24 protein-coding genes are annotated in these 24,023 nt (G+C 71.6%); 14 read left to right on the top strand and 10 right to left on the bottom strand.

Translation table 11 applies throughout. From position 1 onward, the window contains the following. Positions 1–90 precede the first annotated feature (90 nt). From ACWF79_RS27145 to ACWF79_RS27155, 3 genes are all read right to left on the bottom strand, one after another. The gene (locus ACWF79_RS27145; protein ID WP_453730781.1) at positions 91–906 is read right to left on the bottom strand and encodes a DsbA family protein; all 816 of its coding nucleotides are present in this window, start codon (positions 904–906) and stop codon (positions 91–93) included. 65 nt (positions 907–971) lie between these two features. Next, positions 972–1,658: a hypothetical protein gene (locus tag ACWF79_RS27150; protein WP_453730782.1), complete on the bottom strand. Its 687-nt coding sequence runs from the start codon at positions 1,656–1,658 to the stop codon at positions 972–974. 62 nt (positions 1,659–1,720) lie between these two features. Continuing rightward, a complete protein-coding gene (locus tag ACWF79_RS27155; RefSeq protein WP_453730783.1) occupies positions 1,721–3,046 on the bottom strand; it encodes a DUF2252 domain-containing protein in 1,326 nt (441 codons plus the stop codon). A gap of 177 nt (positions 3,047–3,223) precedes the next feature. On the opposite strand from ACWF79_RS27155, the gene dnaE reads away from it, so the two are divergent. Continuing rightward, positions 3,224–6,766: a DNA polymerase III subunit alpha gene (dnaE, locus tag ACWF79_RS27160; RefSeq protein ID WP_453730784.1), complete on the top strand. Its 3,543-nt coding sequence runs from the start codon at positions 3,224–3,226 to the stop codon at positions 6,764–6,766. 85 nt (positions 6,767–6,851) lie between these two features. On the opposite strand, the gene ACWF79_RS27165 is transcribed toward dnaE, so the two are convergent. After that, positions 6,852–7,025: a hypothetical protein gene (locus ACWF79_RS27165; RefSeq protein WP_453730785.1), complete on the bottom strand. Its 174-nt coding sequence runs from the start codon at positions 7,023–7,025 to the stop codon at positions 6,852–6,854. A 226-nt stretch (positions 7,026–7,251) separates the two neighbouring features. On the opposite strand from ACWF79_RS27165, the gene ACWF79_RS27170 reads away from it, so the two are divergent. From ACWF79_RS27170 to ACWF79_RS27185, 4 genes are all read left to right on the top strand, one after another. Continuing rightward, the gene (locus ACWF79_RS27170) at positions 7,252–8,583 is read left to right on the top strand and encodes an NYN domain-containing protein (RefSeq protein ID WP_453730786.1); all 1,332 of its coding nucleotides are present in this window, start codon (positions 7,252–7,254) and stop codon (positions 8,581–8,583) included. Between the two features lie 43 nt (positions 8,584–8,626). Beyond that, the gene (locus ACWF79_RS27175) at positions 8,627–9,592 is read left to right on the top strand and encodes an ABC transporter ATP-binding protein (RefSeq protein WP_453730827.1); all 966 of its coding nucleotides are present in this window, start codon (positions 8,627–8,629) and stop codon (positions 9,590–9,592) included. A 97-nt stretch (positions 9,593–9,689) separates the two neighbouring features. After that, complete coding sequence (locus ACWF79_RS27180) at positions 9,690–10,502, top strand: ABC transporter permease (RefSeq protein WP_453730787.1); 813 nt, start codon at positions 9,690–9,692, stop codon at positions 10,500–10,502. Between the two features lie 88 nt (positions 10,503–10,590). Continuing rightward, positions 10,591–11,202 carry a DUF2567 domain-containing protein gene (locus ACWF79_RS27185; RefSeq protein ID WP_453730788.1) on the top strand — a complete coding sequence of 204 codons (612 nt, stop codon included), beginning with the start codon at positions 10,591–10,593 and terminating at the stop codon, positions 11,200–11,202. Positions 11,203–11,323: 121 nt separating this feature from the next. On the opposite strand, the gene ybaK is transcribed toward ACWF79_RS27185, so the two are convergent. The 4 genes from ybaK to ACWF79_RS27205 form a co-directional block, all read right to left on the bottom strand. After that, positions 11,324–11,821, bottom strand: coding sequence for a Cys-tRNA(Pro) deacylase (ybaK, locus tag ACWF79_RS27190; RefSeq protein ID WP_453730789.1), 498 nt, complete (start codon positions 11,819–11,821; stop codon positions 11,324–11,326). Between the two features lie 12 nt (positions 11,822–11,833). Then, positions 11,834–12,571 carry an LON peptidase substrate-binding domain-containing protein gene (locus ACWF79_RS27195; RefSeq protein WP_453730790.1) on the bottom strand — a complete coding sequence of 246 codons (738 nt, stop codon included), beginning with the start codon at positions 12,569–12,571 and terminating at the stop codon, positions 11,834–11,836. A gap of 5 nt (positions 12,572–12,576) precedes the next feature. Beyond that, positions 12,577–13,662 carry a hypothetical protein gene (locus ACWF79_RS27200; protein ID WP_453730791.1) on the bottom strand — a complete coding sequence of 362 codons (1,086 nt, stop codon included), beginning with the start codon at positions 13,660–13,662 and terminating at the stop codon, positions 12,577–12,579. Positions 13,663–13,834: 172 nt separating this feature from the next. Next, on the bottom strand, positions 13,835–15,436 hold the full coding sequence (locus ACWF79_RS27205; RefSeq protein WP_453730792.1) for an oxidoreductase: 1,602 nt from the start codon (positions 15,434–15,436) through the stop codon (positions 13,835–13,837). Positions 15,437–15,610: 174 nt separating this feature from the next. Here ACWF79_RS27205 and hisD point away from each other — a divergent pair, with 174 nt between their 5' ends. From hisD to ACWF79_RS27250, 9 genes are read left to right on the top strand one after another with little or no spacing between them, the layout of a single operon-like run. Continuing rightward, positions 15,611–16,936 (top strand): histidinol dehydrogenase, encoded by a 1,326-nt coding sequence (hisD, locus tag ACWF79_RS27210; RefSeq protein ID WP_453730793.1) that lies wholly within the window; start codon positions 15,611–15,613, stop codon positions 16,934–16,936. Next, the gene (locus tag ACWF79_RS27215) at positions 16,933–18,048 is read left to right on the top strand and encodes a histidinol-phosphate transaminase (protein WP_453730794.1); all 1,116 of its coding nucleotides are present in this window, start codon (positions 16,933–16,935) and stop codon (positions 18,046–18,048) included. Before hisD ends, ACWF79_RS27215 begins: the two co-directional genes overlap by 4 nt. Next, positions 18,045–18,638 (top strand): imidazoleglycerol-phosphate dehydratase HisB, encoded by a 594-nt coding sequence (gene hisB / locus ACWF79_RS27220; protein ID WP_158986436.1) that lies wholly within the window; start codon positions 18,045–18,047, stop codon positions 18,636–18,638. The genes ACWF79_RS27215 and hisB overlap by 4 nt, the downstream gene beginning before the upstream one ends. A gap of 4 nt (positions 18,639–18,642) precedes the next feature. Further along, positions 18,643–18,810 (top strand): hypothetical protein, encoded by a 168-nt coding sequence (locus tag ACWF79_RS27225; protein WP_260228758.1) that lies wholly within the window; start codon positions 18,643–18,645, stop codon positions 18,808–18,810. Positions 18,811–18,815: 5 nt separating this feature from the next. Next, positions 18,816–19,466 (top strand): imidazole glycerol phosphate synthase subunit HisH, encoded by a 651-nt coding sequence (gene hisH / locus ACWF79_RS27230; RefSeq protein WP_453730795.1) that lies wholly within the window; start codon positions 18,816–18,818, stop codon positions 19,464–19,466. Positions 19,467–19,468: 2 nt separating this feature from the next. Further along, positions 19,469–20,206, top strand: coding sequence for a bifunctional 1-(5-phosphoribosyl)-5-((5-phosphoribosylamino)methylideneamino)imidazole-4-carboxamide isomerase/phosphoribosylanthranilate isomerase PriA (priA, locus tag ACWF79_RS27235; RefSeq protein ID WP_453730796.1), 738 nt, complete (start codon positions 19,469–19,471; stop codon positions 20,204–20,206). Beyond that, the gene (locus tag ACWF79_RS27240) at positions 20,203–20,601 is read left to right on the top strand and encodes a RidA family protein (RefSeq protein ID WP_453730797.1); all 399 of its coding nucleotides are present in this window, start codon (positions 20,203–20,205) and stop codon (positions 20,599–20,601) included. Before priA ends, ACWF79_RS27240 begins: the two co-directional genes overlap by 4 nt. After that, positions 20,598–21,353, top strand: a complete 756-nt coding sequence (gene hisF / locus ACWF79_RS27245; protein WP_453730798.1) for an imidazole glycerol phosphate synthase subunit HisF — start codon at positions 20,598–20,600, stop codon at positions 21,351–21,353. Before ACWF79_RS27240 ends, hisF begins: the two co-directional genes overlap by 4 nt. 43 nt (positions 21,354–21,396) lie before the next feature. Next, positions 21,397–22,587 (top strand): MFS transporter, encoded by a 1,191-nt coding sequence (locus tag ACWF79_RS27250; RefSeq protein WP_453730828.1) that lies wholly within the window; start codon positions 21,397–21,399, stop codon positions 22,585–22,587. Here the strand turns inward: ACWF79_RS27250 and ACWF79_RS27255 are convergent. Beyond that, a complete protein-coding gene (locus ACWF79_RS27255) occupies positions 22,584–22,982 on the bottom strand; it encodes a hypothetical protein (protein WP_453730799.1) in 399 nt (132 codons plus the stop codon). The two genes, ACWF79_RS27250 and ACWF79_RS27255, sit on opposite strands and share 4 nt — an antisense overlap. Before the next feature lie 168 nt (positions 22,983–23,150). After that, on the bottom strand, positions 23,151–23,954 hold the full coding sequence (locus ACWF79_RS27260) for an endonuclease I family protein (protein WP_453730800.1): 804 nt from the start codon (positions 23,952–23,954) through the stop codon (positions 23,151–23,153). Positions 23,955–24,023 lie beyond the last annotated feature (69 nt).

The raw sequence follows: 24,023 nt of genomic DNA on the forward strand, positions 1-24,023 counted from the left end.
GCCATGGCTCCGCCCTGGCGCCCTCCTCCGCCTTGCGATCCACGGCACCAGACCCCGCTCCCTGATCCGGCCTGATCCAAACGAAAGGCCCTAGCCCTTCAGCGCGGGGGCGAGCGCCGCGTTGAACTCCTCCACCGTCAGCGGCGGGTTCTGGCTGCCCGCGACCGTCAGCGCCTTGCCGTCCATCTTCAGCGTCGGCGTCCCCTTCACACCGCTCTTGTCGAAGGCCGCCGACATCCTCATCGCCCACGTGTCGAAGGTGCCGTCCTCCACGTTCTTCTTGAACGCGGCGTTCCCCTTCAGCGCCGGGACCGAGTCCGCGACCTTCAGGAGGTAGGAGTCCTTGGCGAACTCGTCCTTGCTCTCCTCCGGGTGGAACTCCGCGGAGTAGAGCGCCGCCTTGTACTTCAGGAACGCCTCGGGGCTCACGTCGAGGGCCGCGCCCAGGGCCGACAGGGCGTTCTTCGAACCCTCACCCTGGTCGGCGTTGTCGATGAAGGTGGCGCCGACGTACTTCAGCTTGTACTTGCCGGCCTCCACGTCCTTGTCGACGGTCGGGCCGACCTGCTGCTCGAACTGCGCGCACACCGGGCAGCGCGAGTCCTCGTAGATCTCCAGAGTCTTCTTCGCCGTCGGCTTGCCCACGACGACCGTCGTACCGTCCGTGCCCTCGGTGTTCTTGGGCGCGGTGACCGTCGACTCCTTGGCCGCCGCCTCCCAGTGCGAGGGCTTGTTGGCCTGGACGACGGCGTAGCCGACGCCACCGGCGACCGCCAGGACGGCGACCGCCGAGACGGCGACGGTCACCTGGCGGCGCACCTTCTCCTTCTTGGCCTGGCGTTCGCGCTCGACGCGCAGCCGCTCGCGGGCGGCCGCCTTGTTGGCGTGGCTGTTGCGTGCGCTCATGATCGTGATCTCCGTGAAGTCGAAAGCCCGGAAGGGCGAAAGGGAAGGAAAGGGGACTGCGGTGCTCAGGCGAGGGCGAAGCCCGAGCGCGGCGGTCCCCTCCGTCCGACGGAGTGCACGAGAAGGCGTGTACGGGAGGGGCGCGGCCGGTCCGTGGGGCGGCCCGCCCGCCCGCGCACCGGGCGGGGCGCGCCGAGGAGCGCGGCGACGACCATCAGGGGCCGGAAGGCGAAGGCCGCGACGGCGCCGACCAGCCGGGCGAGCGCCCGCTCGCCGTGCCGCAGCCAGGCCGCCGCGAAGAGCCCGACCGACACATGGGCGGCGAGCAGCAGCCACGGCAGGGCCGGGGCGGGGGAGCTGAGCAGGGCGGCGGCGGTCCCGCTCTCCGGCGCGGCGACGCCCGGCAGCGGGGTGCCGACGGCGCCGCCGCACAGCACGTCCACGCCCACCGCGCGCAGCGAACCGGCGACCGGGCCGCCGGCGGGGCCGTAACAGACCGCCTGGCCGGTGGTGAAGATCGTGTCGGCGGCGAGCTCAAGCGGGACGAGCAGCCCGGCGATGGGGCCGAAGCCGCGCTCGCGGCCGGCCAGCGCGTACGCGACGGCGAAGACGCCGGCCGACAGCAGTCCCACCGTCAGCAGGGGGAGCGGCACCTGGGAGAGCAGGACATGGGAACCGGCGGACAGCGTCACGACCAGTGCCGTGAAGAGCGCCGCCCGCAGCCCCCTGAGCCGCTTCCCTGATATGTCCATAGCCGCTGGAGAGTGTGCCACGCCGTGCTGTAAGACGCCGCTAAGGGCGAGCTGTGAACGGGCTACAGGCCCGGGATCCGGCCGTTGCGGAACAGGTCCACGAAGATCTGGTGGTCCGCACGCGCGCGTGCCCCGTAGCCGTGGGCGAAGTCGACCAGAAGGTCCGCGAAGCCCTCCTCGTCGGCCGCGATCGCCGCGTCGATGGCCCGCTCCGTGGAGAACGGCACCAGGGAGTGCCCGCTGGAGTCGTCGGCCGCCGCGTGCATCGTCGCCGTCGCCCGGCCGAGGTCGGCCACGGTCGCCGCGATCTCCGCCGGGTCGTCGATGTCCGACCAGTCCAGGTCCACCGCGTACGGGGAGACCTCCGCGACCAGCTGCCCGGAGCCGTCCAGCTCCGTCCAGCCCAGCCACGGGTCCGCGTGCGCCTGCAGGGCCCGCTGCGAGATGACCGTGCGGTGGCCCTCGTGCTGGAAGTACTCCCGTACCGCCGCGTCCGTGACATGGCGCGACACGGCGGGCGTCTGGGCCTGCTTCACGTAGATCACGACGTCGTTCTCCAGGGCGTCGCTGTTGCCCTCCAGGAGGATGTTGTACGACGGCAGACCGGCCGAGCCGATGCCGATCCCGCGCCGCCCGACGACGTCCTTGACGCGGTACGAGTCGGGGCGCGTGAGCGAGGACTCCGGCAGGGTCTCCAGATAGCCGTCGAAGGCCGCGAGCACCTTGTAGCGGGTCGCCGCGTCCAGCTCGATGGAGCCGGCGCCGGAGGAGAACCGGCGCTCGAACTCGCGGATCTCCGTCATCGAGTCGAGCAGCCCGAAGCGCGTGAGCGAGCGGGCGACGCGCAGGGCGTCCAGGAGCGGGCCCTCGGCGGTGTCCAGCGTGAAGGGCGGCACCTCGTCGTCCTTGGCGCCGGTGGCCAGGGCGTGGATGCGCTCCCGGTAGGCCGCCGCGTAGATCCGTACGAGCTCCGTGATCTGCTCGTCACTGAGCGCCTTCGCGTACCCGATCAGCGCGAGCGAGGCGGAGAGCCGCTTCAGGTCCCAGGTGAAGGGGCCGACGTACGCCTCGTCGAAGTCGTTCACGTTGAAGATCAGCCGGCCGTTGGCGTCCATGTACGTGCCGAAGTTCTCGGCGTGCAGATCGCCGTGGATCCAGACCCGGCCGGTCCGCTCGTCCAGGTACGGACCGCCCTGCTGCTCCTGCTCCAGGTCCGCGTAGAAGAGGCACGCCGTACCCCGGTAGAAGGCGAAGGCGGAGCCGGCCATCTTGCGGAACTTGACGCGGAAGGCGGACGGGTCGGCGGCGAGGAGCTCTCCGAAGGCGGTGTCGAAGACGGTGAGGATCTGCTCACCGCGCTCCGCGGCGGTGGGCTGGGGGACCGACATCGAGATGCCTCCTGGTGCAAGACTGTTCATGACAATTGGGACGGGTGTTCCGAGTCTTCCAACGCGCGACCGTACCCCCGAGTGCCCCGCGAGTGTCAGTGGAGAGACGTAGACTTCCACGCTGTCCCCCCAGACTGTTCGCAGCCTGTCGCCCAGCGTTTCCGGAGGCCTCCCGCCGTGACCAAGCCGCCCTTCACGCACCTTCACGTACACACCCAGTACTCGCTGCTGGACGGTGCCGCGCGGCTCAAGGACATGTTCAACGCGTGCAACGAGATGGGCATGACCCATATCGCCATGTCCGACCACGGCAACCTGCACGGGGCGTACGACTTCTTCCATTCGGCCAAGAAGGCCGGGGTCACGCCGATCATCGGCATCGAGGCGTACGTCGCCCCGGAGTCCCGGCGGAACAAGCGGAAGATCCAGTGGGGCCAGCCGCACCAGAAGCGGGACGACGTCTCCGGTTCCGGTGGCTACACCCACAAGACGATCTGGGCGGCGAACAACACCGGACTGCACAACCTCTTCCGGCTCTCCTCCGACGCCTACGCCGAGGGCTGGCTCCAGAAGTGGCCCCGGATGGACAAGGAGACCATCTCCCAGTGGTCCGAGGGCCTGATCGCCTCCACCGGCTGCCCGTCGGGAGAGCTGCAGACCCGGCTGCGCCTCGGCCAGTTCGACGAGGCCCTGAAGGCCGCCTCCGAGTACCAGGACATCTTCGGCAAGGACCGGTACTTCCTGGAGCTGATGGACCACGGCATCGAGATCGAGCGCCGGGTCCGTGACGGGCTCCTGGAGATCGGCAAGAAGCTCGGCATCCCGCCGCTGGTCACCAACGACTCGCACTACACGTACGCGCACGAGTCGGCCGCGCACGACGCCCTGCTCTGCATCCAGACCGGCAAGAACCTCTCGGACCCGGACCGCTTCCGCTTCGACGGCACCGGCTACTACCTCAAGTCCACGGACGAGATGTACGCCATCGACTCCTCGGACGCCTGGCAGGAGGGCTGCCGCAACACCCTGCTGGTCGCCGAGCAGATCGACACCACCGGCATGTTCGAGGCCAAGAACCTCATGCCGAAGTTCGACATCCCGGAAGAGGGCTACACCAACGTCACCTGGTTCAAGGAGGAGGTGCGGCGCGGCATGGCCCGCCGCTACCCCGGCGGCGTCCCCGAGGACCGGCAGAAGCAGGCCGAGTACGAGATGGACGTCATCATCCAGATGGGGTTCCCGGGCTACTTCCTCGTCGTCGCCGACTTCATCATGTGGGCGAAGAAGAACGGCATCGCCGTGGGCCCCGGCCGAGGCTCCGCCGCCGGCTCGATCGTCGCGTACGCCATGGGCATCACCGACCTCGACCCGATCGAGCACGGACTGATCTTCGAGCGGTTCCTCAACCCCGAGCGCGTCTCCATGCCCGATGTCGACATCGACTTCGACGAGCGTCGGCGCGTCGAGGTGATCCGGTACGTGACCGAGAAGTACGGCGAGGACAAGGTCGCCATGATCGGTACGTACGGAAAGATCAAGGCGAAGAACGCCATCAAGGACTCCGCCCGCGTCCTCGGCTACCCGTACGCCATGGGCGACCGGCTCACCAAGGCCATGCCCGCCGACGTCCTCGGCAAGGGCATCGACCTCAACGGCATCACCGACCCCTCGCACCCGCGCTACAGCGAGGCCGGCGAGATCCGGGCGATGTACGAGAACGAGCCGGACGTGAAGAAGGTCATCGACACCGCCAAGGGTGTGGAGGGCCTGGTCCGGCAGATGGGCGTGCACGCGGCCGGCGTGATCATGTCCAGCGAGCCCATCGTCGACCACGCCCCGATCTGGGTGCGGCACACCGACGGCGTCACGATCACGCAGTGGGACTACCCGCAGTGCGAGTCCCTCGGCCTGATCAAGATGGACTTCCTGGGCCTGCGCAACCTCACGATCATGGACGACGCCGTCAAGATGGTGAAGGCCAACAAGGGCATCGACCTCGACCTCCTGGCCATCCCGCTGGACGACCCCAAGACGTACGAACTGCTCTGCCGCGGTGACACGCTCGGCGTCTTCCAGTTCGACGGCGGCCCCATGCGGTCGCTGCTGCGGCTGATGAAGCCCGACAACTTCGAGGACATCTCCGCCGTCTCGGCCCTGTACCGGCCGGGCCCGATGGGCATGAACTCGCACACGAACTACGCCCTGCGCAAGAACAAGCAGCAGGAGATCACTCCGATCCACCCGGAGCTGGAGGAGCCCCTCAGGGAGGTCCTCGACGTCACCTACGGCCTGATCGTCTACCAGGAGCAGGTGCAGAAGGCCGCCCAGATCATCGCCGGGTACTCCCTCGGCGAGGCCGACATCCTCCGTCGAGTGATGGGCAAGAAGAAGCCCGAGGAGCTGGCGAAGAACTTCACCATCTTCCAGGAGGGCGCCCGCGGCCGGGGCTACAGCGACGAGGCCATCCAGGCCCTCTGGGACGTCCTGGTGCCCTTCGCCGGCTACGCCTTCAACAAGGCGCACTCCTCCGCGTACGGCCTGGTCACGTACTGGACGGCGTACCTCAAGGCGAACTACCCCGCCGAGTACATGGCCGGACTGCTGACCTCGGTCAAGGACGACAAGGACAAGTCCGCCGTCTATCTGAACGAGTGCCGGCGCATGGGCATCAAGGTCCTGCCGCCGAACGTCAACGAGTCGGAGTCGAACTTCGCCGCCCAGGGCGACGACGTGATCCTCTTCGGCCTCTCCGCCGTCCGTAACGTCGGCACCAACGTCGTCGAGTCGATCATCAAGACGCGCAAGGCGAAGGGGAAGTACGCGACCTTCCCCGACTTCCTCGACAAGGTCGAGGCCGTCGTCTGCAACAAGCGGACCATCGAGTCGCTGATCAAGGCCGGCGCCTTCGACGAGATGGGCCACACCCGCAAGAGCCTGGTCGCCCACCACGAGCCGATGATCGACAACGTGGTCGCGGTCAAGCGCAAGGAGGCCGAGGGGCAGTTCGACCTCTTCGGCGGCATGGGCGACGAGACGAGCGACGAGCCCGGCTTCGGCCTGGACGTGGAGTTCTCCGATGTCGAGTGGGAGAAGTCCTACCTGCTCGCCCAGGAGCGCGAGATGCTCGGCCTCTACGTCTCCGACCACCCGCTCTTCGGCATCGAGCACGTCCTCTCCGACAAGACGGACGCGGCGATCTCCCAGCTCACCGGCGGCGAGCACAGCGACGGCGCGGTCGTCACCATCGGCGGCATCATCTCCGGCCTCCAGCGCAAGATGACCAAGCAGGGCAACGCCTGGGCCATCGCCACCGTGGAGGACCTGGCCGGCTCCATCGAGTGCATGTTCTTCCCGGCCACGTACCAGCTGGTCTCCACCCAGCTCGTCGAGGACACGGTCGTCTTCGTCAAGGGCCGCCTCGACAAGCGCGAGGACGTGCCCCGGCTGGTCGCCATGGAGCTGATGGTCCCCGACCTGTCGAACGCCGGGACCAACGCACCCGTCATCCTCACCATCCCGACGGTGAAGGTCACCCCGCCGATGGTCAGCCGCCTCGGCGAGATCCTGGGGCACCACAAGGGCAACACCGAGGTACGGATCAAGCTCCAGGGCCCCCGCAAGACGACAGTCCTGCGGCTCGACCGGCACCGGGTCCAGCCCGATCCCGCGCTCTTCGGCGACCTGAAGGTCCTGCTCGGGCCGTCCTGCCTGGCGGGATAGGGCTTCGGCCGCCGGCTCCGGCCACCCACGCGCGGAAGGGGCGCGCCCGTCGTCACGGGTGCGCCCCTTCCGGGGTTACGCGCGGTCAGTTGTGACCGAAGCGCTTCTGCCGGCCCTTGCGTGCCATGTCGCCGGGAGTCACCTGGTGGGCGCGCTGCTCGGCCTGCGACTCCATCGACGACTGCTGCGCCTGCTGGGCGCCGCGCTCGGCCGGTGAGGACTGCTGCTGACTGCGGTTCTGCTTGCGATTCTTGGCCATGGTGATGCCTCCTCAAGGGGAACTCGGGGCCAGGGCCGCTGCCAGACTCACACACGGGGTGAACCGCCGCATTTTGGATCATTACCGACAGTGAAGGGGGTGCCTGTCGGCCACGGAGTGACATTCGCCACGCCGATGATCCAGTTCCGGCCGTCAACCTCCCGACGTTCGGGCAGACTCGAAGGAAATCCGAAGCAACTTCCGATCCCGAGGTTCCCGAAAGAGGGTGGAACACGTGGACCGCTGCGTCGTTCTGGTGGACGCCGGCTATCTGCTGGGCGCGGCCGCGAGTCTCCTCGCCGGGGAACCGGCCCGCTCCCGGATCACCGTCGACCACGCCGCGCTCATCCAGAACCTGCGGGAACGGGCCGAGGCGGACACCGAGCAGCCCCTGCTCCGCATCTACTGGTTCGACGGCGCGCCCGACCGCGTGCCCCAGCCCGAGCACCGCAGGCTCCGCGTGATGCCCCGGGTGACCGTCCGGCTCGGGGCCCTGACCCGCAGCGACGGCCGCTGGGCGCAGAAGGGCGTCGACGCGGCCATGCACGCCGAACTGACCGAGCTGGCAAGGAACCGGGCCTGCTCCGACGTGGTCCTGGTGACCGGCGACGGCGACCTGCTGCCCGGCCTGATGTCCGCCAAGGAGCACGGCGTCGCCGTCCACCTCTGGGCCGTCCAGGCCGCCGACGGCGACTACAACCAGTCCGAGGACCTCGTTGCCGAGGCCGACGAACGCCGGGTCCTCGACCGGGCCTGGATCACCCGGGCCGTCCGCGCCAAGGACCTCACCGGCATCTGCGCGCCCCCGCCGGCCCCGCGCCCCGAGATCGCCGCCATCCTCTCCGCCCCGCTGCCCGAGTCGGCGCTCGCCGCCTCCGCCGAGCGGGCCGCCGAGGCGGCGGCCGCGGCCGCCGCCTCCGTACGCAACGGATCCGCGGCCTCCGACACCGCCGCGCCCGCGTCGGCGACCTCCGAGAACGGAGTGGCGGCGGCCGGGGTGCCCGCCCCGTCCCCCGGGAAGGGCGTCCCCACGCCCAAGGACCTGGCCGGGCTGCGCGGACCCGGTGGTCCGGGCGCACCTGGCGGTCCCGGAGGGCCTGGCGGCCCAGGGGGGCACGGCGCGCACCAGCCCGCCGCCACCCTCCGCTGGTCGTCCGACAAAGGGTGGATCGACCGCCCACCAGCCGCTCTCGGCGAGCCGCCCGAGACCGCGTCCCTGCCCACCCTCGCCCAGCTCACCAGCGCCGAACAGCGCTGGGCGGACCGCGAGGAGGACATCACCACGGTCGGAGGCGACCCCTTCGAGGTCGGGCAGGTGTTCGCGCGCCGGTGGATGGAACGGCTCCCCGAGCAGAGCCACGTCCAGAAGCTCTCCCTGATGTACCCGCGGATCCCGCACCGCATCGACGGCGAACTGCTCCGGTACGCGGCCAGGTTCGGCCTGCTCGCCCACAAGGACGACCAGATCGACGAGCACGACCGGTACGCGATCCGGGCAGGGTTCTGGCGCGAGATCGATGTCCGGGCCGCCGCGGAACGCGCCCCCGCGGGGGAGTAGGCCGAGGGACCCCGTAGGCTCTTCCCCCGTGAGTACGGTGTGCGTGGTGCGGGATCTGGTCAAGACGTACCCCGCCGTGCGCGCCCGGCGGGGTACGCCCGCGACGCCGGAGATCCGCGCCACCGACGGCATCAGCCTCGATGTCCGGGGCGGCGAGATCTTCGGGCTGCTCGGCCCCAACGGCGCCGGCAAGTCCACGCTCGTCCGCCAGCTGACCGGACTGATGCGCCCCGACTCCGGCACGGTCGAACTGCTCGGCCACGACCTCGTACGCCACCCGGAGCGCGCCGCGCGCCTGCTCGCGTACCTCGGCCAGGAGTCCACCGCGCTCGACGAACTGACGGTCGCGCTCGCCGCCGAGACCACCGCGCGGTTGCGGGGGCTCTCGGCCCGGGACGCGCGGGCCGAGAAGGACGCCGTTCTGGACGAGCTGGGTCTGGGTGAGCTCGCCGGGCGTCCGCTGAAGAAGCTGTCGGGCGGACAACGGCGCCTCGCGTGTGTGGCGGCCGCGCTGGTCGGCGAGCGGCCGGTCCTCGTCCTGGACGAGCCCACCACCGGGATGGACCCCGTCGCGCGGCGGGCCGTCTGGGCTGCCGTCGACCGGCGGCGCGCCGAGCACGGCACCACCGTGCTGCTCGTCACCCACAACGTGATCGAGGCCGAGACCGTACTGGACCGGGTCGCCGTGCTGGAGCGGGGCCGGGTCATCGCCTGCGACACCCCGGCCGGGCTCAAGGAGCAGGTCGCGGGCGAGGTCCGGGTCGACCTGGTGTGGCGCGAGAGCGCCCCGCTGGACGTGCCCGAGGTCGCCGCGCTGCGCGGGCTCGCGCAGGAGGCGGGCCGCCGCTGGACCCTCCGGCTCGCCCCGGACGAGGCCCGGGCGGCGGTCGCGGCGGTGACGGGCGGGGCGGCGTTCGCGGCCCTGGACGACTTCACTCTGGCGACGCCGAGCCTGGAGGACGTGTATCTGGCGCTGGGCGGGGAGACGCAGGGGTTGGTCAAGGCGTGAGGAGCTGTACGGAGTGAGTATCGTGCCCGCCCAGGCTGCGTCGGGGTCGGCGCCGGGGCCGGGGTCGGCGTCGGGGTCTGCTTCGGCGTCCGGGTCGGTGTCCGCCTCGGTGTCGGCCGGGGCCTCCGGTGCCTCGGGGACGCTGCCGGCGCCGCCGGCGCCGTTGGCTCCGCGCGCCCGGCTGCTGCCCGCGCTCGGCGCCGTGTACCGCGCGCAGCTCTCGCGGGCCCGGGTCTCCCGCATCCCCCTGCTCTTCGTGGCGACGTTCCAGTCCGTCGGGATCATGGTCCTGATGCGGGGCGTCGTCGACGGCGGGGCGGAGGCGCGGGCCGTCGTGGCGGGTTCGGCGGTACTCGTCGTCGCGTTCGTCGCGCTCAACCTGCTCGCCCAGTACTTCGGACAGCTGCGGGCGACCGGCGGCCTCGACCACTACGCCACCCTGCCGGTGCCGCCGGCGGCCGTGGTGCTCGGGGCGGCGGGGGCGTACGCGTCCTTCACGGTGCCGGGGACGGTGGTGACCGCGGTGATCGGGTCGCTGCTCTTCGGGCTGCCGCTCGGCCACCTCTGGATCCTCGCGGCGGTCGTGCCGCTGGCCGGGGCCGCGCTCGCCGGTCTGGGCGCGGCGCTCGGGCTGCTCGCGCCGCGCCAGGAACTCGCGACGCTGCTCGGGCAGCTGGGCATGTCGGCCGCGCTGCTCCTCGGCGTACTGCCGGCGGACCGGCTGCCGGGGCCGATCGGCTGGGCGCGGGACCTGCTGCCGTCGACGTACGGGGTGGAGGCGCTGGCCCGGACCTTCGACGCGCGTCCGGACTGGGCGGCGGTCGGTCTGGACCTCGCGGTGTGCGGCGCGGTGGGCGTGCTGTCGCTCGCGGTGGCCACCTGGGCGTATCGCCGGGCGGCGGTCCGCTGAGGCGGGTCGGTTCCGTACCTGGCACGATGGCGGGGTGACCGCACCTCTGACACCGCCTCACCAGCCTCACGAGCCGCCGAACGAGCCCATGACACCTCCGAACGAGAACCCCGAGCCGAACGATGCGGTGCCGCCGTATGGCTGGTCGGCGCCCTACCCGCCGCTGCCCGCGGACGACGGGTCCCCGAGCCCGGCCACGGAGCTGCGGCAGGCCGCCGTGGTGGCCGCGGTCTCGACGGTGGCGGGTGTGGTGCTGGGGCTGCTGTGGCTGTGGCTGGCGCCGAGGGTTCCGCTCATCTCGGACGGCAAGGCGGTGTTCCTGCGGGACAGCGAGGGGGAGGCGGCGGTCGGGGCGGACGGAACGTTCGTGCTGCTGGCGTTCGGCTTCGGTGTGGTGGCGGCGACGCTCGTCTTCCTGGTCCACCGGCACGGGGGCGTGGCGCTGGTGCTCGGGCTGGCGGCGGGCGGTGTGCTGGGCTCGCTGCTCGGGTGGGGCGTGGGTACGTTCCTCGGCCCGACGCACGACGTGGTCGCGCACGCGCGTGAGGTGGGCGCGAACGTGGTCTTCGACGCGCCGCTGAAGCTGGAGATGTGGGCGGGGGCGTTGCTGGCGTGGCCCTTGGCGGCCATGATCGCCCACCTGGCCCTGACGACCCTCTTCGGCCCCAGGGACCCCGAAACCCCGTGGCCCCCTCGATGACCGCCCCGGCGCCGACGCGCACGGACGTCTGAGGCCGCCGCCGAGACGCGCTTCGCGCCGCGCAGGGCACGGGGCGCGCCCCCTGAGCGGTGCCGGGGCGGGGGCTTCGTCTGCCCCCGCCCTAGCTCCGGCCGATGGGAGAGAGGACCGCTGAGGTCAGAGCGGTCAGGGACTCGGGGGTGAGTTCTACCTCCAGGCCCCGGCGGCCTGCTGAGATGCAGATCGTTTCGTGGGTGGATGCCGAGGCGTCCAGGACCGTGCGGAGGCGTTTGCGTTGGCCCAGGGGGGAGATGCCGCCTCGGACGTAGCCCGTCGTGCGTTCCGCCAGGGTCGGGTCCGCCATCGTCGCGCGCTTGCCGCCGACCGCCGAGGCCAGGGCCTTCAGGTCCAGCTGGCCGGCGACCGGGACGATCGCGACCGTGAGTTCGCCGTCGACGTCCGCGACCAGCGTCTTGAAGACCCGGTCGGGGGAGATGCCCAGCGCCTCCGCCGCCTCCTCGCCGTACGACGGTGACGCCGGGTCGTGGGCGTACGAGTGGAGGGTGTACTCCACCCCCGCCGTCGCCAGAGCCACCGTCGCCGGAGTGCCGCCCGTCTGCTTCTTCTGCTTCTTCGCCACTCGGCTCCTCCGTCAGTTCGGACTCGTCGGCGCGCGGGTCAGCTCCACCGCCGGCAGTGACGGCAGGTGCCGCAGCACCGCCGTCTCCGACCGCAGCAGCGTCAGCTCCTCCCGCAGCCGCGTCGCCGTGTCCGGCGCCTGCAGCAGCCGCTGCTTCGCCGGGGTGTCCAGCACCGCGGCCGCCGCCACCAGGTACGACACAACCGACGGGTCGTCCGGCAGGTCACTGGTCGTCAGCGACCGCTCCCGCGCGCCCGCCAGCCGCTTCTGGTAGCTCCGGAACGCCCGCAGCACGCCCTCCGCGAGCGTGCCCGCCTCGTCGCCCTGCTCCTCCGGGATCTCCTCGACCTCGGCCACCAGGAACGGACCGGTCGCGTCCACCGACAGCAGCTTCACCCGGGTCGTCCCCGTGGCCATCACCTCGAAGCTCCCGTTCGCCCGCTCCCGGATCGTCGCCGCGTCGGCGATGCAGCCCACCCGGTGGAACGCCTGGATCGGGTCCGGGCCGAAGCCCGCGGCGGGCCCCTTCTCCGGCATCGCCGTCGGGTCCGGCATCCCCGGCGCCGTCGGCGCGACCTCACGGCCGTCGCGGATCGCGACGACGGCGAAGCGGCGCGGCTCCGACTCGTCGGTCTCGAGCAGCTCGCGCATCATGGCGCGATACCGCTCCTCGAACACGTTCAGGGGCAGCACGAGGCCCGGGAACAGCACCGCGTTGAGCGGGAAGAGAGGCAGGCGAGCGGTGGTCACAGCGGCTAAGCGTAATGGCCGCCGGGGCCGCTTCGTCCGGCCCGTCCATGTCCGGTCCGCAGCTCTGCGCCCCGCCCGGGTCCACGGTCGGTTCCGAGGCCCTTCCCGCGGAGCGGAATCGTCCGCGCCACCTCACCCCGTACGGCGTCCCGGGTCTCCAGGAAACCGCTCAGCGGATCGTCGCCGACCAGCGCCCAGGGGAACGAGGTGGCGTACGGGCCGATCTTCCGGAACTCCTCCAGCGCCTCCTCCCAGCGCCCGCGCCGGAACAGCACGTACACCAGCAGATTGCGGACCTCGGCCGGCCACGGATCGCCCTCCGGGTACGCCGCCGACAGCGCGAGCCCCCGGTCCGCCGCCGCGTCGATCCGGTCCTCGGGGATCGGCCCGGTGCCCGTGAGGTACTGGGCGAAGGCCGCGTTGACCGGGAGCGCCCGTGCCAGCGAGCCGGCCGGCGCGTCCTCGGCGGCCTGCTCCGCGAAGTCGAAGCACTCGCGGTGCGAGCCGTACCACTGGGCGGAGAAGTACCGCAGCGCGGCGACGTGGCAGCCGTAGTGGTGCGGGGAGCGGCGTACGGCCTGCTCCCACAGCGACTCGAAGGCCGCGTGCCCCGCGTGGGTGCCGCGCGCGTGGTCCAGGGCGAGCCGCCAGGGCACCGGGTCACCGGGTGCGGCCTCCGCCGCCGCGTCGATCAGCGGCCCCAGTTCCCGCAGCCGCTCCGCGCGGGCCGGGGACTCCCAGGCCCTGCGCACCGCGAGTTCGGCCTTCACGAGCAGCGCGTCCGGGTCGCGCGGCGTCGCTTCCAGCCAGCGGCTCAGCCACTCGTCACGGCTGTACGCGAACGTGGCCAGACGCGCCACGTACCGGTCCCGCGCCTCCCACTCGGCGCCGTCCCGGGTCGTCGCGAGCAGCTTGGCAGCGGGCTCGGGGTCGGCGAGCGCGGCCGCGATCAGCGCGGGGGCGAGCCGCTCGTCCGGCACGTCGAGCAGCACGTCGTCGTCCGGCGGCAGGGCGGCGGTGAGCCGCGGTGCGTGCCGGACCAGACGGGCGGTGCCGATCAGGGCACGGAGCAAAGACATGGTGCGGACCATTGAAAACCGCAGGTGGGAGCGGCGCCAGTGGGGGACTGTGAAGCTTTGGTAGCGGCGGGAAAGTTGTCCTGTCGTTGGTCAAGACAGCGTAAAGAAAGGGGTGGGGGTTGGCGGAAACTGTCCCCTCAGACCCATTCTCCCCACGTACCTCAGGAGTCTCACCCGTCTCGTCTCATCCCCGCCGCAGCAGTCTCGACGCCCCCGCCGCCACCGTCGTCGCCAGCACCCAGCCCAGCAGGATCAGCGCCGTCGCGGCCCACTGCCACACGCCTTCGAGCCGCCAGTAGCCCTCCTGGCCGAGATTGATCACCGGCACCAGCAGATCCAGCGCGTACAGCGCGGCGTTCCAGTTCGGCGACTCCTCCGGCTTCAGCGGCGCCGGATCGTTGCGCGAGAACGCCAGCGCGCCCGCCGCCCACAGCACCCCCATCCACAGCGCCGCCCGGCCCGGCCGGTACCCGTACGCCACCGTCAGGTCCTGGATGTAGCCCCACACCTTCCCGGCCACCGGCAACGTCTCCCGGCGCCTGCGCTGCTTGGCGAGCAGCACCTCCCGGGCGTCCGCGTCCTCCCCGCTGTTGCGCAGCACCGTCGCCAGCCGTTCGTACGGCTCCGGGGCGTACTCCGGGGTCGCCGCCGCCACCCACTCCAGGCGGCGGGTGAGCGGGAAGTGGCCGTACGGCACGAGGTTCTCGTAGACGAAGCCGTTCATCGACAGGCCGCCCGGCCCCGGCCAGCTCGTGGAGAGGTCGATCAGCGTCACCACGCGGGCGCCGTTGAGCACCACCCGCCCCTCCTCCGGCTGCTCCCCGTTGAACCGCAGCTCCGGCGTCGCGATCCGGCGCAGCGAGACCTCCTCCCGCTTCGCCCCGTCCAGCACGAACCGCGCGTAGTGCAGGTCCACCGCGTCGCCGAACCGCCCGTCGTCCAGGCGCACCCCGCCATGGCACTCCACCGGCTTGCGCCGCGCGCCGCGCACCGGGGTGTACCCGATGCCGTACGGGGGAGTGGCCGTGGCGTTCCCCGAGCCCTCGTACACCCACGCCGCGTTCAGATAGAGCGAGCGCTCCACCGTCAGCTGCGGCGCGTTCAGCGCGCGGCGCTGCTGTGCCCCGCGCAGCACGCTGCCCCGCAGGCTCAGCGACACCCCCACCTTCGCCCCGCGCAGGCTCAGCTCGCCGTACGTCTCGATCAGCTCGGCCTGGAGGTCCTGCGCCACCACGAGACCGTCCGCCGTGATCGCCCGGCCGCGCCGGTCCGGCCACACCTGGATCTGGTTGATCAGCAGGTCCGTGCCTATCTGGGCGTCCGTCAGCCGGATGCCGCGCTGCACCCGGCACCGGGGCAGATGCAGATCGCCCTGGGTGTGCAGCCGCGCCGCCTCGATCCGCGGTATCGCGCACTCCACCATCCGCACCGTGCCGAAGCGCGCCTCCGGCAGCACGATCTCCTGGTCGAAACGGCAGCGGTTCCACTCCACGTACGGATCGACCGTGCCGCCGGCCAGATTGAGCACGCCCGTGATCCGCACGCCGCGCATCTTCAGCGCCGCGACCCGCCCGGAGCGCGGCGGCGGGCCGTCGAGCAGCAGCAGCGCCACCACCTCGGCGCGCACACTGCGTTCCTCGCCCCAGACGTGCGTCCCGAAGGGGTCGTCCCGCGTCGCGTCCCCGTCGCTCAGATCGCAGGTCCTGCCGATCCGGAAGGCCCGCCACATGACGCGCTCCGGGCCCGTCAGACCGTCCGGCATTCCGTCCTCGTGCGGCTCGGTCACTGCCGCCCCCTCGCTTTCCACGAACCCGCTTCCCTGGATTCGTACAGCCGTTCTTCCCGCTGAGTGACGGAGTGAACGCTAACGGTCAGCTGTGGCGACTAGACGCCACTGTGGCTCGTATCAGCCAGTGATACGGACGACCGGCGCCCGTGGGGCGTCTGCGAGAATTGACCCGTGATCTCTCGTATCGACCTGCGCGGCGACGCCCTCCCCGAGGGTGGCGCTCTGCGCGACCTGCTGCCCCGTGCCGAGTTCGACGTGGAAGCCGCCCTGGAGAAGGTGCGGCCCATCTGCGAGGACGTCCATCATCGGGGCGACGCGGCACTGGTCGAGTACGCGGAGAAGTTCGACGGCGTGACCCTGGAGCACGTGCGCGTGCCCGTGGAGGCGCTCGCCGAGGCCCTGGAGCAGCTCGACCCCGCCGTCCGTGCGGCCCTGGAGGAGTCCATCCGCCGGGCCCGGATCGTCCACCGCGCGCAGCGCCGCACCCCGCACACCACCCAGGTCGTGCCCGGGGGCACGGTGACCGAGAAGTGGATCCCCGTCCAGCGCGTCGGCCTCTACGTGCCCGGCGGCCGCTCCGTCTACCCCTCCTCCGTGATCATGAACGCGGTCCCGGCCCAGGAGGCGGGCGTCGAGTCCCTCGCGCTCGCGTCCCCGCCGCAGAAGGAGTTCGGCGGCCTGCCGCACCCGACGATCCTGGCCGCGTGCGCGCTGCTCGGCGTCGACGAGGTGTACGCGGTCGGCGGCGCCCAGGCCGTCGCGATGTTCGCGTACGGCACCGAGTCCTGCGCCCCCGCCAACATGGTCACCGGACCCGGCAACATCTGGGTCGCCGCCGCCAAGCGGTACTTCACCGGCCGCATCGGCATCGACGCCGAGGCCGGCCCGACCGAGATCGCGATCCTCGCGGACTCCACCGCCGACCCCGTGCACGTCGCCGCCGACCTCATCAGCCAGGCCGAGCACGACCCGATGGCCGCGGCCGTCCTCGTCACCGACTCCGAGGAGCTGGCCGCCGCCACCGAGGCCGAGCTGAAGACGCAGGTCGCCGCCACCAAGCACGTCGACGACCGGATCGTCCCGGCCCTGGCCGGCAAGCAGTCCGCGATCGTCCTCGTCAGCGACCTGGAGGACGGCCTCAAGGTCGTCGACGCGTACGGCGCCGAGCACCTGGAGATCCAGACCGCCGACGCCGCCGCCCGCGCCGAGCGCGTCCGCAACGCGGGCGCGATCTTCGTCGGCCCCTGGGCGCCGGTCTCCCTCGGCGACTACTGCGCCGGGTCCAACCACGTGCTGCCCACCGGCGGCTGCGCCTGCCACTCCTCCGGCCTGTCCGTCCAGTCCTTCCTGCGCGGCGTCCACATCGTGGACTACACCCGCGACGCCCTCGCCGACGTCACCCACCACGTCGTGACCCTCGCCGAGGCCGAGGACCTGCCCGCCCACGGCGCCGCGCTCAAGGCCCGGTTCGGATGGAAGGTGCCTGAGAGCAAGTGACCGGCATCGACGATCTCCCCATCCGCGACGAGCTGCGCGGCAAGTCCCCGTACGGCGCGCCCCAGCTCGACGTCCCCGTCCAGCTGAACACCAACGAGAACCCCTACCCGCTGCCCGAGCCCCTGGTGGCGCGGATCGCGGAGCGGGTCGCCGAGGCCGCCCGCGGCCTCAACCGCTACCCGGACCGGGACGCGATCGAGCTCCGCACCGAGCTCGCCCGCTACCTCACCCGTACCGGAAAGCACCCCGTCGCCGTCGAGAACGTCTGGGCCGCCAACGGCTCCAACGAGGTCCTCCAGCAGCTGCTGCAGACCTTCGGCGGCCCCGGACGTACGGCCATCGGCTTCGAACCCTCGTACTCGATGCACGCGCTCATCGCGCGCGGCACCGGCACCGGCTGGATCTCCGGCCCGCGCAACGAGGACTTCACCATCGACGTCGAGGCGGCCGAGCAGGCGATCTCCGAGCACCGGCCGGACGTCGTCTTCATCACCTCGCCCAACAACCCCACCGGCACGGCGGTCGAGGCCGAGACGGTCCTCGCCCTGTACGAGGCCGCCCAGGCCGCCAAGCCCTCGCTGGTGGTCGTCGACGAGGCCTACGTCGAGTTCAGCCACCGGGACTCGCTCCTGCCGCTGATCGAGGGCCGCCCGAACCTGGTCGTCTCCCGCACCATGTCCAAGGCCTTCGGCGCGGCCGGCCTGCGCCTGGGCTACCTGGCCGCCCATCCGGCCGTGGTCGACGCCGTGCAGCTCGTACGCCTGCCGTACCACCTGTCCGCCGTCACGCAGGCCACCGCGCTCGCCGCCCTGGAGCACACCGATACGCTCCTCGGGTACGTCGAACAGCTCAAGACCGAGCGGGACCGCCTGGTCACCGAGCTGCGCGCGATCGGCTACGAGGTCACCGAGTCGGACGCCAACTTCGTCCAGTTCGGCCGCTTCGACGGAGCCGCCGGCTCCCACGAGGCATGGCAGCGGATCCTCGACCGAGGCGTCCTGGTCCGGGACAACGGCGTACCGGGCTGGCTTCGGGTCACCGCCGGCACCCCTGAAGAGAACGACGCGTTCCTCGACGCGGTCCGTGAAGTCAAGAAGGAGCAGAGCGCATGAGCCGCGTAGGAAGAGTCGAGCGCACCACCAAGGAGACCTCCGTCGTCGTCGAGATCGACCTCGACGGCACCGGGAAGGTCGACGTGGCGACCGGTGTGGGCTTCTACGACCACATGCTCGACCAGCTCGGCCGCCACGGGCTCTTCGACCTCACCGTCAAGACCGACGGCGACCTGCACATCGACTCGCACCACACCATCGAGGACACCGCCCTCGCCCTCGGCGCCGCCTTCAAGCAGGCGCTCGGCGACAAGGTCGGCATCTACCGGTTCGGCAACTGCACCGTCCCGCTGGACGAGTCCCTCGCCCAGGTCACCGTCGACCTCTCCGGCCGCCCCTACCTGGTGCACACCGAGCCCGAGAACATGGCGCCGATGATCGGCTCCTACGACACGACGATGACCCGCCACATCTTCGAGTCCTTCGTCGCCCAGGCCCAGATCGCCCTGCACATCCACGTCCCGTACGGGCGCAACGCCCACCACATCGTGGAGTGCCAGTTCAAGGCGCTGGCCCGGGCCCTGCGCTACGCCTCCGAGCGCGACCCGCGCGCGGCCGGCATCCTGCCTTCCACGAAGGGCGCGCTCTAACTCCATGACCGGCCTCTCCACCATCCTCATCGTCGTCGGGCTCTTCCTCGCCGGCGGTGTGTACTCCTTCTCCAAGCAGAAGCTGCCCAAGGGCGTGATCGTCGTCCTCGCCATCGCCTCCGTGATGTGCCTGGTCGCGGGCGTCCTGAGGATTCAGGGAATCTGGGAATGAGCGGCATGACCACTGTGAGTACGCCGAAGAAGGTCGTCGTCTTCGACTACGGCTTCGGCAACGTCCGCTCCGCCGAGCGCGCCCTCGCGCACGTCGGCGCGGACGTCGAGATCACCCGCGACTACGACAAGGCCATGAACGCCGACGGGCTCCTCGTCCCCGGCGTCGGCGCCTTCTCCGCCTGCATGAAGGGCCTCAGGGAGGCGCGCGGCGAGTGGATCGTCGACCGCCGGCTCTCCGGCGGACGCCCCGTGATGGGCATCTGCGTCGGCATGCAGATCCTCTTCGCCCGGGGCATCGAGCACGGCGTGGAGACCGAGGGCCTCGACGAGTGGCCCGGTACGGTCGAGCCGCTGAAGGCCCCGGTCGTGCCCCACATGGGCTGGAACACCGTCGACGCGCCCGAGGACAGCGAGCTGTTCGCCGGTCTCGACGCCGACGCCCGGTACTACTTCGTGCACTCCTACGGAGTGCGGGAGTGGACCCTGGAGGTGGGCAACCCGAACATGCGCGCCCCCAAGGTCACCTGGGCCACCCACGGCGAGCCCTTCGTCGCCGCCGTCGAGAACGGCGCCCTGTGGGCCACCCAGTTCCACCCCGAGAAGTCCGGCGACGCCGGAGCCCAGCTGCTGAAGAACTGGATCGGAACGCTGTGACTGTGTCTTCTGGAAACGTGCTCGAACTCCTCCCCGCCGTCGACGTCCGCGACGGCCAGGCCGTCCGCCTCGTGCACGGCGAGTCCGGTACGGAGACCTCCTACGGCTCCCCGCTGGAGGCCGCCCTCGCGTGGCAGCGCTCCGGCGCCGAGTGGCTGCACCTGGTCGACCTCGACGCCGCCTTCGGCACCGGCGACAACCGTGAGCTGATCGCCGAGGTAGCCAAGGCGATGGACATCAAGGTCGAGCTCTCCGGCGGCATCCGCGACGACGCCTCGCTCGCCGCCGCCCTCGCCACCGGCTGCACCCGCGTCAACCTGGGCACCGCCGCCCTGGAGGCCCCCGAGTGGGTCGCCAAGGTCATCGCCGAGCACGGCGACAAGATCGCCGTCGGCCTCGACGTGCGCGGCACCACGCTCCGCGGCCGCGGCTGGACCCGCGACGGCGGCGACCTCTACGAGACGCTCGCCCGTCTCGACTCCGAGGGCTGCTCCCGCTACGTCGTCACCGACATCGCCAAGGACGGCACCCTGCAGGGCCCCAACCTGGAGCTCCTGAAGAACGTCTGCGCGGCCACCGACAAGCCCGTCGTGGCTTCCGGCGGCGTGTCGTCCCTGGACGACCTGCGCGCCCTGTCCGGGCTCGTCCCGCTGGGCGTCGAGGGCGCGATCGTCGGCAAGGCGCTGTACGCCAAGGCGTTCACGCTGGAGGAGGCGCTGGAGGCGGTGGCTTCCGTATGAGCGGCGGCGTGAAGAAGGTCGTCACCGGAGCCCCGTGGGAGGAGCAGTTCGGCTACTCCCGCGCGGTCGAGCTGCCGAACGGCACGGTCCTCGTCTCCGGCTGCACGTCGGTGGTCGGCGGCCAGATCGCCGGCGGAGGCCCGTACGAGCAGGCGATCAACTCCTTCAACGTGGCCTTCGACGCGCTCAAGAAGCTCGGCCTGGGTCCGGAGGACGTCGTACGGACGCGGATGTACCTGACCCACGCGCGGGACGTGGACGAGGTCGGCCGCGCCCACAAGGAGCTGTTCGACGCCGTCCGTCCGGCGGCTTCGATGATCATCGTCTCCGGCTTCGTCGACCCGAGCCTGGTCGTCGAGGTCGAGGTCGAGGCGTACCAGGGGGAGAAGGCATGAGCCTCGCCGTACGAGTGATCCCCTGCCTGGACGTGGACAACGGCCGGGTCGTCAAGGGCGTCAACTTCCAGAACCTGCGGGACGCGGGCGACCCCGTCGAGATGGCCAAGCTGTACGACGCCGAGGGCGCCGACGAGCTGACCTTCCTCGACATCACCGCCTCCTCCGGCAACCGGGAGACGACCTACGACGTGGTGCGCCGCACCGCGGAGCAGGTCTTCATCCCGCTGACCGTGGGCGGTGGAGTGCGCTCGGCGGAGGACGTCGACAAGCTGCTGCGCGCCGGGGCCGACAAGGTCGGCGTCAACACGGCCGCGATCGCCCGGCCCGAGCTGATCCGCGAGATCGCGGAGCGTTTCGGCCGCCAGGTGCTCGTGCTGTCCGTGGACGCCCGCCGTACGGCCTCGGGCTCCTTCGAGGTGACGACGCACGGTGGCCGCCAGGGCACCGGCATCGACGCGGTCGAGTGGGCGCACCGGGCCGCGGAGCTGGGCGCGGGCGAGATCCTGCTCAACTCCATGGACGCGGACGGAACGAAGGACGGCTACGACACCGAGATGATCGCGGCGGTCCGCAAGCACGTGACCGTGCCGGTGATCGCCTCCGGTGGCGCGGGCAAGCTGTCCGACTTCCCGCCGGCGATCGAGGCGGGCGCGGACGCGGTGCTCGCGGCGTCGGTCTTCCACTTCGGCGACCTGCGGATCTCCGAGGTCAAGGACGCGCTGCGGGGGGCGGGCCACCCGGTCCGCTGAGGAGCGCTCGGGCGGCGGCCCCGCCCATCGCGACGGCAACGTCCTGCGCTGGCTCGGGGCGTACTCCGCCTCGACCCTCGGCGACAGCGTGTACCACCTCGCGCTCTCCTGGACCGCCGTGCGCAACGGCACGCCCGCCGAGGCCGGTCTCGTGATGGCCGTCAGCGCCGTACCCCGCGCGGTGCTCATGCTCGGCGGGGGAGTGGTGGCCGACCGCTTCGGCCCGCGCAGGGTCGTCGTCCTCTCGGACGCGGTGCGCTGCCTGGTGGTCATGGCCGTCGCCGCCTTCCTGTTCGTCAGCAGCCCGCCCCTCTGGGTCCTCGCCGTCCTCGCCCTCGTCTTCGGCGCCGTCGACGCCCTCTTCCTGCTCGCCGTCGGCGCCCTGCCGCCCCGCATAGCCCCCCACGACCAGCTCGCCCGCGTCCAGGGCATGCGCGGCCTCGCCCAGCGGGCCGCCCTCGTGCTCGGCGCGCCGCTCGGCGGCCTCGCCGTCGTGCTCGGCGGCCAGGCGGGGGCGTTCGGAGTCGCCGGGCTCCTCTTCGCGGTCTCCCTGCCCCTGCTCCTGGCGCTCCGGCTCACCCCACTGCCCGAGGACACGGGGGTGAAGAGCTCCACGGCGTTCCGCGACCTCGTCGACGGCCTGCGCTACCTCCGCCGGCACCGCGTCCTGGGCCCCCTGATGATCGTCATCGCGCTCAGCGACCTCGGCTTCGTCGGCCCCCTCAACATCGGCCTCGCCCTCCTCGCCGACGAGCGCGGCTGGGGCGCGGCGGGCATCGGCTGGATCCTGGCCGGCTGCGGTGCGGGTGCGGCCGCCGCGTCCCTGCTCCTTGCCGTGCGCGGCCGCGTTCCGCGCGCCGGGGCGGTCATGGGCGCGACGATCGCCGTCGGCGCCGTCTCGATCGCAGCCCTCGCGTACGTACCGTCGCTCCCGCTCGCCGTGGCCGTGGCCCTTTCCGTGGGCCTGCTCGCCGGTCTCAGCGGCGCCCTGTGCGGCGCCCTCATCCAGACCGAGTGCGACCCCGCGTACCTGGGCCGGGTCACCGCCGTCTCCGGCTTCGTCAGCCTCGGCATCGCCCCCCTGAGCTTCCCCCTCACCGGCGCGGCGGTCGGCCTGTGGGGCCTCGGCCCGGTGTTCGTGGCGAGTGCGGCGATCTGCGCGCTGGGCGGGGTGTACGGGCTCCTGATCCCGGCCCTGCGCGGCGCGGAACTGCCGACGGGCGGGCGGCCCTAGGGCCTGACCCGTGCCTGTCGTCGAGGGGCCTGTTCGCTTCTGAGGAGGGCGTCCGTCACGAGGCGGACTCCCCGGGCCAGGCGGCTCAGCTGCTCCAGTTCGAAGGCGTACAGCCGGATCGTGCTCTCGATCGTGGGACCGGACACGCCCAGTGTGGGCAGCTCCGCGCGGCAGGTCTGCATCGCCACCCGCACCGCACGGATCTCGTGCTCGATCTGCAGCTGGGCGTGGCGCGCCAGCAGAACGGGATGACGCGTGAGGGTGGTGTAGCCGCCGTAGCGGGCCGGGAGGAGTTCGCGCAGCCACCGGACGGCCGTGGCTTCCCAGTCGCGGTTGCCCGGGGTCGTGACCGAGTAGGGCCAGTCGCTGCTGACCGGAGTGCGGTGATGGGACATCGTTGTCGCCTTCGGGAGGGGGCTGTTCGGAGGGGGCGGCGGGGCCCGGCCCCGGGGTGTGCCGGGCCCCCCCGGGGGCCCCCCCCCCCCCGGTGGGGGGGGGCCCGGCCTGCCGAGGAGTGAGGTCCGGCCCGTCGGTGAGCCGGGCCCCACCTGCCCAGGCGCGCTCTACCAGATCGCCTCGACCCACTCCGGGTGGTCGATGAAGGGGTTCCGATTGCCCTGGTAGGTCCCGAAGATGATGTCGTTGCGGCGCTCCTCGAAGGCGCTCGGCGGGTCCTGCTCGTTCCACTGCTTCAGGACCGAGAGCCGGCCGTGCCAGGGGACGCTGCCGTTGGAGGTCGACTCGTTCGGCTCCAGGTCGGCCCAGGCGTCGTCGCCCTCGTAGCGGACGGCCATGTAGAGGATCATGCGGGCCACGTCGCCCTTGTCGGCGTTGCGCGGCTCGAAGGAGTTGGAGTCGGTGTAGCTGCCGGGCGCGCCGCTGACCGCGCTGCCGCCGTTGTCGAAGTCCTTGTTGCCGCGGATGCTGTTGACCTGGACGTCCGCCGGGCGCAGGTGGTGCAGATCGGTGCCGGGGCCGGCCGAGGTGCCGAAGTTGCCGTGGGACTGGGCCCAGACGTGCTCACGGTTCCAGTCGCCCGCGTCGCCGCCGTTGAGGCTCTTGCTGCGCGAGGTGCCGCTGTACAGCAGGATCACGTTGGCGCTGTTGTTGGGGTCCTGGTCCGTGGTCTTGAGCGCGTTCCAGACGGCGTCGTACGAGATCCTCGTCTGGCTCTTGATGATCGTGTGCAGCGAGGACTTCAGGCTCGGACCGGTCTTGCCGATCGCGTCCTTGTAGTACGTGCTGTCGTACGCGGTCGTGGTGGCGCTCGCCGGGGTCGCGGCGACGGTGGGAAGCGTGAGGGCGAGGAGGACGGCGGATATCGTCGCGGCCACGGACTTCCATCTGCCGATGTGCACAACGGACATGGGGGACCTTTCGCGGGGGGCGGCACGCGCGGGATCGGGCGGGCAGCTCGACGCCGCCGCGATCTACGC

This window comes from Streptomyces sp. NPDC054975, from assembly GCF_053609105.1.

Coding starts and splice junctions, on each gene's coding strand:
- ACWF79_RS27255 (WP_453730799.1), bottom strand. CDS start 22,982: ATGTCCCATCACCGCACTCCGGTCAGCAGCGACTGGCCCTACTCGGTC.
- ACWF79_RS27150 (WP_453730782.1), bottom strand. CDS start 1,658: ATGGACATATCAGGGAAGCGGCTCAGGGGGCTGCGGGCGGCGCTCTTC.
- ACWF79_RS27200 (WP_453730791.1), bottom strand. CDS start 13,662: ATGGTCCGCACCATGTCTTTGCTCCGTGCCCTGATCGGCACCGCCCGT.
- ACWF79_RS27165 (WP_453730785.1), bottom strand. CDS start 7,025: ATGGCCAAGAATCGCAAGCAGAACCGCAGTCAGCAGCAGTCCTCACCG.
- ACWF79_RS27155 (WP_453730783.1), bottom strand. CDS start 3,046: ATGTCGGTCCCCCAGCCCACCGCCGCGGAGCGCGGTGAGCAGATCCTC.
- ACWF79_RS27185 (WP_453730788.1), top strand. CDS start 10,591: ATGACACCTCCGAACGAGAACCCCGAGCCGAACGATGCGGTGCCGCCG.
- ACWF79_RS27240 (WP_453730797.1), top strand. CDS start 20,203: ATGAGCGGCGGCGTGAAGAAGGTCGTCACCGGAGCCCCGTGGGAGGAG.
- hisH (WP_453730795.1), top strand. CDS start 18,816: ATGACCACTGTGAGTACGCCGAAGAAGGTCGTCGTCTTCGACTACGGC.
- ACWF79_RS27145 (WP_453730781.1), bottom strand. CDS start 906: ATGAGCGCACGCAACAGCCACGCCAACAAGGCGGCCGCCCGCGAGCGG.
- ACWF79_RS27260 (WP_453730800.1), bottom strand. CDS start 23,954: ATGTCCGTTGTGCACATCGGCAGATGGAAGTCCGTGGCCGCGACGATA.
- hisB (WP_158986436.1), top strand. CDS start 18,045: ATGAGCCGCGTAGGAAGAGTCGAGCGCACCACCAAGGAGACCTCCGTC.
- hisF (WP_453730798.1), top strand. CDS start 20,598: ATGAGCCTCGCCGTACGAGTGATCCCCTGCCTGGACGTGGACAACGGC.
- ACWF79_RS27225 (WP_260228758.1), top strand. CDS start 18,643: ATGACCGGCCTCTCCACCATCCTCATCGTCGTCGGGCTCTTCCTCGCC.